Source organism: Mycobacterium sp. NPDC003449 (assembly GCF_053588415.1).
Genome location: NZ_JBSFPX010000266.1, coordinates 1 through 7,663 on the forward strand (window position 1 = coordinate 1; position 7,663 = coordinate 7,663).

General features: G+C 68.4%; 6 protein-coding genes and 1 tRNA gene. 1 reads left to right on the forward strand and 6 read right to left on the reverse strand.

Going from position 1 to position 7,663, the window contains the following annotated elements:
- From ACWDTP_RS35830 to argS, 6 genes are all read right to left on the reverse strand, one after another.
- Window positions 1–718: Rho termination factor N-terminal domain-containing protein (locus ACWDTP_RS35830; RefSeq protein WP_450027967.1), on the reverse strand; the 718-nt coding region annotated here is incomplete at its 3' end.
- Window positions 719–1,031: 313 nt separating this feature from the next.
- On the reverse strand, window positions 1,032–1,979 hold the full coding sequence (gene thrB, locus ACWDTP_RS35835; protein WP_450027968.1) for a homoserine kinase: 948 nt from the start codon (window positions 1,977–1,979) through the stop codon (window positions 1,032–1,034).
- A 5-nt stretch (window positions 1,980–1,984) separates the two neighbouring features.
- Entirely contained in the window at window positions 1,985–3,085 is a 1,101-nt protein-coding gene (gene thrC, locus ACWDTP_RS35840; RefSeq protein WP_450027969.1) for a threonine synthase, read from the reverse strand.
- Window positions 3,082–4,401 (reverse strand): homoserine dehydrogenase, encoded by a 1,320-nt coding sequence (locus tag ACWDTP_RS35845; protein WP_450027970.1) that lies wholly within the window; start codon window positions 4,399–4,401, stop codon window positions 3,082–3,084. The genes thrC and ACWDTP_RS35845 overlap by 4 nt, the downstream gene beginning before the upstream one ends.
- Window positions 4,398–5,783 (reverse strand): diaminopimelate decarboxylase, encoded by a 1,386-nt coding sequence (gene lysA / locus ACWDTP_RS35850; RefSeq protein WP_450027972.1) that lies wholly within the window; start codon window positions 5,781–5,783, stop codon window positions 4,398–4,400. Before lysA ends, ACWDTP_RS35845 begins: the two co-directional genes overlap by 4 nt.
- Before the next feature lie 35 nt (window positions 5,784–5,818).
- Complete coding sequence (gene argS, locus ACWDTP_RS35855; protein ID WP_450027971.1) at window positions 5,819–7,468, reverse strand: arginine--tRNA ligase; 1,650 nt, start codon at window positions 7,466–7,468, stop codon at window positions 5,819–5,821.
- A 116-nt stretch (window positions 7,469–7,584) separates the two neighbouring features.
- Here argS and ACWDTP_RS35860 point away from each other — a divergent pair.
- Window positions 7,585–7,657, forward strand: a tRNA-Arg gene (locus tag ACWDTP_RS35860).
- Window positions 7,658–7,663: the final 6 nt, after the last annotated feature.

Here is a 7,663-nt window from a genome sequence, read left to right on the forward strand (position 1 = left end):
GGGTGTCCTTGTCCTGGGAATCCCTGGCCTGACGGCCCTTGTCCTGGGAATCCCTGGCCTGACGGCCCTTGTCCTGGCGACCCTTGTCCTGGGTGTCCTTGTTCTGGGTGTCCTTGTCCTGGCCACCCTTGTCCTGGCCACCCTTGTCCTGGGTGTCCTTGGCCGGGGAGTCCTTGGCCTGGCGGCCCTTGTCCTGAGATTCCTTGGCCTGGCCACCCTTGTCCTCGGTGTCCTTGGGCTGTTCCTGGGCGGTCTCGGTCTTGGGCTCGGCGGTCTTCGCACCCGCGTCGCCGGCCTCGGGCTTGGCGGCGTCCTCGGCCGGGGCGCCGGCCTGCCGGGAGGATCCGCGCCGCTCACGACGTCGCGGCGGCGGCGTATCGGCCGCCTCGGCCTTGGTGTCCGCGGCGGCGGTGGCAGCACTCGCCTGGGCGGTGCTGCCGTTGTTCTCGCGATGGGCCCGGATGGCCGCGACCAGCTCACTCTTGCGCAGGCCGGACGCACCTTCGACACCGATTTCCTTGGCGAGTGCACGCAGCTCCGGCAGCACCATCGTCGACAGCGACGCGGGCCGGGCGCTCGAGGCGCGCGGTGCGGTGTTCGATGCGGTGGGCGCGGCAGCCGGTGTTCCGGCGCTCACGGTGTTGTCTGTTGCCACGGTGTTCGACAACTCCTCGGTGTTGTTGGCGCTGTCAGCCGTGAAGAGGTCCGTATCTGTCACGGATTTCCTTTCTTTCCCTCGCTGATTTCGTCGGGCGAGGGTTCCCCAAAGGTCGATGCGCATTCAGCAGAACCGCTGAACGCATAGTTCACGCCGTCGCCTGCGCAACGGCGATCGCCAAGATCCACCGTCGAACGGCGAATCGTCAGTCCATGTGTAGAACACAAGAAGATTGGGTGGTCGTCCTGGTGTCGACGCAGGCAGAGACCCTGCGATTGCTGGACGAAAGCGAGAATAACCCGCTTCCAAGCAGGAATCAAGCAACGTAGCCGCTCCGCGTGTGGCGCGCCAAGCGCGCCGGTTGCGTTGTCGATCAGTTCCGGGCCGCAACACCAGACGTCCAACGTACGCCGGCACCGACCGACATCTCACTGACGGTGAATCCGTTCGCGGTGCCGTATTCCAGAGCTTCCGCAGGTAGTCCTGCCTGCGCACTCAATCCGAGAACCGAGGGACCCGCCCCCGAAAGCACCGCTGCCACCCCACAACGCCGGAGCAGGTGCAGGTATTCCGCGGAGGCCGGCATCGCGGCCGCCCGCTGTGGTTGATGTAACACATCCTCGGTGGCGGCCATCAGCAGATCGGGTCGTTCGGTGAGCGCGACCACCAACAGCGCCGCCCGGCTGAGGTTGAACCGCGCGTCGACATGGCTGACCTGTTCGGGCAGCAACACCCGGGTCTCCGCCGTCGAGGACCGCTGTTGGGGCACCGCAGGGAAGAGCCGGATATCGGGATGCAGCCGCAGCGGCGCGGCGGCATACTTCGACCGGCCGCCGGCCACCTGCTCGGTCCAGGACACCACCGCGCCGCCGAGCACCGCGGCGGCCGCGTTGTCGGGATGCCCCTCGAACTCACCCGCCAGCTGGATCAGCTCGGCCTCGCTCATCGGATCCGAACCGGCCTGCGTGACAAGACCGTTCACCACCGCCAGACCACCGACCACGGCCGCCGCCGAGGACCCGAGCCCCCGCGAATGCGGAACCTCGTTGCGGCAACGGACGATCAGGCCGGGCGTCGAGTAGCCGCGGGCCCGCAGACCGGTTTCGATCGCCCGCACCACCAGATGCGTGCCGTCCAGCGGCACCTGGCCGGCGCCTTCACCCTCGACTTCGACATCCAGGCCGGATTCGGTTGTCTCGACCACGATCTGGTCATACAAGCTCAGGGCCAAGCCCAGACTGTCGAAGCCGGAGCCGAGGTTCGCACTGGAGGCCGCGACAACAGCGGTGGCCGTGAGTCCGCTCGGCAGGGTCTGCGTCACCTGGATCAGGCCAGCCCGAGTTTCGCAACCACCGCGACCGGATCGACCGGGAGCGCGGCGACTTCCGGCATGCCCTTGAGCGCGGTGTCGGGATCTTTGAGGCCGTTGCCGGTGACGGTGCACACCACGGTCGATCCGGGCTTGACCCAGCCGTCCGCCACCGACTTCAGCAGGCCCGCGATGCTGGCCGCCGACGCCGGTTCGACGAACACGCCCTCACTGCGCGCGACCAGGTGGTAAGCCGCCAGGATCTCCTCGTCGGTGGCGGCCAGGAACCGCCCGTTGGACTGCTGCTGGGCCTCGACGGCCGAACTCCACGACGCCGGCGAGCCGATCCGGATCGCCGTGGCGATGGTCTCGGGCTCCTTCACCGGTTCGCCGAGCACCAGCGGCGCCGCGCCCGCGGCCTGGGTGCCGAGCATGCGCGGCAGCCGCTCGGACACGCCGTCGCGGTGGTATTCGGTGTAGCCCTTCCAGTACGCGGTGATGTTGCCCGCATTGCCGACCGGGAGCGAATGCACATCGGGTGCCGCTCCGAGCGCGTCGACGATCTCGAACGCCGCGGTCTTCTGGCCTTCGATGCGGTACGGGTTGACCGAGTTCACCAGCGCGATGGACGGGAAGTCCGCGGTGATCTTGCGGGCCAGCTCGAGACAGTCGTCGAAATTGCCGTCGACCTGGATGATCTTGGCGCCGTACATGACCGCCTGGGCCAGCTTGCCCATCGCGATCTTGCCCTGCGGGATCAGTACCGCACACGTCATCCCGGCCCGCGCGGCGTAGGCCGCCGCCGAGGCCGAGGTGTTACCGGTCGAGGCGCACAACACCGCCTGCTGTCCCCGGGCCAGTGATTCGGTGACCGCCACCGTCATCCCGCGATCCTTGAAGGATCCGGTGGGATTGAGCCCTTCGACCTTGAGATGCACTGTGCAACCGGTCAGTTCGCTCAAGCGCCGGGCCGCGATCAGCGGCGTGCCGCCCTCCTGCAGCGTGATCGGCGTCCAGTCCTCGCCGATCGGGAGTCGGTCACGGTAGGCCTCGATCAGCCCCGGCCAGGGCCGGTGCACCGGCCCTGCGCTGGTCTGTCCTGGTGGCGTCCCGGTCATGCGTCGGTCCCTTCCATGCGGAGCACGCTGTTGATGGTCTGCACGACGTCGAGGTCGGCCAGGGCCTCGACCGTCTCGGAGAGCGCGGCGTCGGTCGCCAGGTGGGTCAGGACCACGATTCGGGCGCCACACGGCCTGCCCTCCTCGTCGATCATGCCCTCCTGGCGCACCTCGGAGATGCTCACTTCCCGCTTGCTGAATTCGGCTGCCACGGCCGACAACACACCGGGGCGGTCGGAGACGTTCATGTTGACGTAGTACCGGGTCGGGATAAACCCGATCGGCGCGATCGGCAGCTTGGCGTACTTCGACTCGCGCGGGCCGCGTCCGCCCTGGACCCGGTTGCGGGCCGCCATCACCACATCGCCCATCACCGCCGACGCCGTCGGCGCGCCTCCGGCGCCCTGCCCGTAGAACATCAGCCGCCCGGCCGCCTCGGCCTCCACCACGACAGCGTTGAACGCGCCGTTGACCGCGGCGAGAGGATGCGTCAACGGCACCAGCGCCGGATACACCCGCGCCGAAACTCGTTGCTTACCTTCATCATTGGTGAGCCGCTCACAGATGGCCAGCAGTTTGATGGTGCAGCCGAGGGCCCGTGCGGACTCGATGTCGGCCACCGAGACCTTGGTGATGCCTTCACGGTGGACGTCGTCGGCGGTCACCCGGGTGTGGAACGCGATCGAGGCCAGGATCGCGGCCTTGGCCGCGGCGTCGTAGCCCTCCACGTCGGCGGTCGGGTCGGCCTCGGCGTAACCGAGCGCGCTCGCATCGGCCAGCGCCTTGGCGTAATCGGCTCCGGTGCTGTCCATCTCGGACAGAATGTAGTTGGTGGTGCCGTTGACGATGCCGGCCACCCGGCACACCGTGTCGCCGGCCAGCGACTGGGTCAGCGGGCGGATCACCGGGATCGCGCCGGCCACCGCGGCCTCGAAATACAGGTCGACACGGGCCTTTTCGGCCGCCTGCGCCAGTTCACCGGTGGACTGTGCCATCAGCGCCTTGTTCGCGGTCACCACCGACTTGCCCTGCTCGAGGGCGGCCAGGATGGCCTTGCGGGCCGGTTTGACCGGGCCCATCACCTCCACCACGACGTCGACGTCGTCGCGGGACACCAGGCCCGCGATATCGTCGGTGAGCAGGTCCACCGGGACCCCGCGGTCATCGGCCACCCGCCGCACCCCGATACCGCGCAGTTCGAGCGGCGCACCGATCCGGGCGGCCAGGTCGACGGCGCTGTCCTCGATGATGCGCACGACTTCACCGCCGACATTTCCCAGGCCCAATACCGCTATGCCGACCGGCTTTTCACTCATCGACCACTTACCTCCAGGCTCAACAGGTCCTCGACAGTCTCTCGGCGCAGCACCAGGCGGGCCCGGCCGTCGCGCACGGCGACCACCGCGGGGCGGCACAGCAGGTTGTACCGGCTCGACATCGAGTAGCAGTACGCCCCGGTCGCGGCGACACCGAGCAGGTCACCCGGGGCGATATCGTCGGACACCCAGGCGTCACGGACGACGATATCGCCACTCTCACAGTGCTTTCCGACGATTCGCGCAAGCGCGGGCGGGGCGTCGCTACTCCTGGACACCAGCCGGGCGTCGTACTCGGCGGCATAGAGCGAGGTGCGGATGTTGTCGCTCATGCCACCGTCGACGCTGACGTAGCGGCGGTACCGGTCTGCCGCGACGGCCACATCTTTGACCGTGCCGACCTCGTAGAGCGTGATGGTGCCGGGACCCGCGATGGCCCGGCCGGGCTCGACGACGAGCTTGGGTGCGGGCAGCCCGACGGCGGCGGACTCGTTGCGCACGATGGCCAGCAGTTTGTCGGCCAGTTCCCGCATCGGCGGCGGATCGTCGTTCGGCAGATAGGAAATGCCCAGTCCCCCACCCAGGTCGACGACCGATATCTGTGAGGTCTTCTCGACACCGAACTCGGCGACCACATCGCGCAGCAGACCGATCACCCGGTGGGCCGCGAGTTCGAACCCGGCCACGTCGAAGATCTGCGAGCCGATGTGGCTGTGCAGGCCGACCAGGCGCAGGTTGTCGGTGGCGAAAACGCGCCGCACCGCATCCATCGCGGCACCGGTGGCCAGCGAGAGCCCGAACTTCTGATCCTCGTGGGCGGTGGAGATGAACTCGTGGGTATGTGCCTCAACGCCGACCGTGACCCGCACCAGCACGTCCTGCACGGTGCCCGCCTCGCCGGCGATGGCGTCGAGGCGTTCGATCTCGGTCATCGAGTCCAGCACGACGTGACCGACCCTGGCCTTGACCGCAGTGGTCAGTTCTGCCACCGATTTGTTGTTGCCGTGCAGGGTGATTCGCTGCGGCGGGAAGTCCGCGTGCAACGCGACGGCCAGTTCGCCACCGGTCGCGACGTCGAGCGCCAAACCTTCCTCGTTCACCCAGCGGGCGATCTCGCTGCACAGAAACGCCTTCGCCGCGTAGTGCACGTACTCGCCGCCGCCGAAGGCCGCGGAGATGTCGCGGCACCGGGACCGGAAATCGTCCTCGTCGATGACGAACAGCGGGGTACCGAACTCGGCCGCCAGATCGGTGACCGAGACGCCGGCAATCGACACCACACCGTCGGCACCGCGAACCAGGTTGCGCGGCCACACATCCGGGGCGAGCAGCAGGATCTCGTCGGGGCTCTGCGGTTTGGCGGGCGCACCGGCGTGGTGGATCTCCTCGGCATGGCGGGGGCCGGCGGGGTGCGCGTTCACATCCGCTCCGGTGCGCTGACACCGAGGATGGCCAGGCCGTTGGCGATGACCTGACGGGTGGCCTGGCACAGGGCGAGCCGGGCCTGATGGAGGTCGCCCGGTGTTTCATCGCCCTGCGGCAGCACCCGGCAGGCGTCGTAGAACCGGTGATAGTCACCGGCCAGGTCCTCCAGATACCGGCACACCCGGTGCGGTTCGCGCAACGCGGCCGCGGCCTTGAGTACCCGCGGGAACTCGCCGAGGTTGCGGATCAGGGTGCCCTCTTTGTCGTGGGTGAGCAGGTCCAGGTGGGCGGTGTCGGGCGTGACGCCGAGGTCGGCGGCGTTGCGGGCCAGAGCCGACAGCCGGGCGTGCGCGTACTGCACGTAGTAGACCGGGTTCTCGTTGGACGCGCTCGACCACAGGGCCAGGTCGATGTCGATCGGGGTGTCCACCGAGGAGCGGATGAGCGAGTAGCGGGCGGCGTCGACGCCGATCGCCTCGACCAGATCGTCGAGGGTGATCACGGTGCCGGCCCGCTTGCTCATCCGCACCGGCTGCCCGTCGCGGACCAGGTTGACCATCTGCCCGATCAGCACCTCGACGGTGGCCGGGTCGTCGCCGAGCGCGGCCGCGGCGGCCTTGAGCCGGGCGATGTAGCCGTGATGGTCGGCGCCGAGCATGTAGATGCACAGGTCGAAGCCGCGGGCCCGCTTGTCCAGGTAGTAGGCGAGGTCACCGGCGACATAGGCCGGGTTGCCGTCGCTCTTGATCACGACGCGGTCTTTGTCGTCGCCGAATTCGGTGGTGCGCAACCAGGTTGCGCCGTCCTTCTCGTAGATGTTGCCGGTCTCGCGCAGCTTGGCGATGGCCTGCTCGACGCGCCCGGAGGTGTGCATCGAGTCCTCGTGGGTGTACACGTCGAAGTCGGTGCCGAACTCGTGCAGGGATTCCTTGATGTGGGTGAACATCAGGTCGACGCCGACCGCCCGGAAGGCTTCCTGCTGCTGATCGGCGGGCAGGCTCAGCGCATCGGGCCGCTGCGCCAGCACGTCCGCGGCGATGTCGTTGATGTAGGTCCCCGCGTAGCCGTCCTCGGGCGTCGGCTCCCCCTTGGCCGCGGCGACCAGCGAGCGGGCGAACCGGTCGATCTGGGCACCGTGGTCATTGAAGTAGTACTCGCGCGTGACCGCGGCGCCCTGCGTGGTCAGCAGCCGCCCCAGCGCATCGCCCACCGCGGCCCACCGGGTGCCGCCGATGTGGATCGGGCCGGTCGGGTTGGCCGAGACGAACTCCAGGTTGATGTTTTCGGCGAGCTCGCTCGAGTGGCCGTAGCGCTGGGCCGCGGTCAGCACATTGGTGACGATGACGCCCTGCGCCGACGCCTCGATGCGCAGGTTGACGAAGCCCGGACCGGCCACATCGGCCCCGGCGATGCCGTCGGCGCTGCTCAGCGCGGTGGCCAGCCAGCCGGCCAGCTCACGCGGATTGACCCCGACCTTCTTGGCCAGTTGCAGGGCGACATTGGTCGCGTAGTCGCCGTGCTCGGGGTTGCGCGGACGCTCGACCGTGACGGTGCTGGGCAGCGCGGAGGTGTCCAGGCCGTGGTCGGTCAGCACTGCCGTGGCAGTCTCCTTGAGCAGCTCAGCAAGGTCGGCGGGGGTCACGAGGGTCCATCCTATGGTCTGGGGTGCTCACGCCCCGAATCCATATCGGGCGCCGCATGCGCTACGCTATCCAAGCCCAACGGCTCAGCTCGTCTCGGCTCGTCCGATGACACTGCGCCCCCGTAGCTCAGGGGATAGAGCGTCTGCCTCCGGAGCAGAAGGCCGCAGGTTCGAATCCTGCCGGGGGCACCCTGT

Coding starts and splice junctions, on each gene's coding strand:
- thrC (WP_450027969.1), bottom strand. CDS start 3,085: ATGACCGGGACGCCACCAGGACAGACCAGCGCAGGGCCGGTGCACCGG.
- ACWDTP_RS35845 (WP_450027970.1), bottom strand. CDS start 4,401: ATGAGTGAAAAGCCGGTCGGCATAGCGGTATTGGGCCTGGGAAATGTC.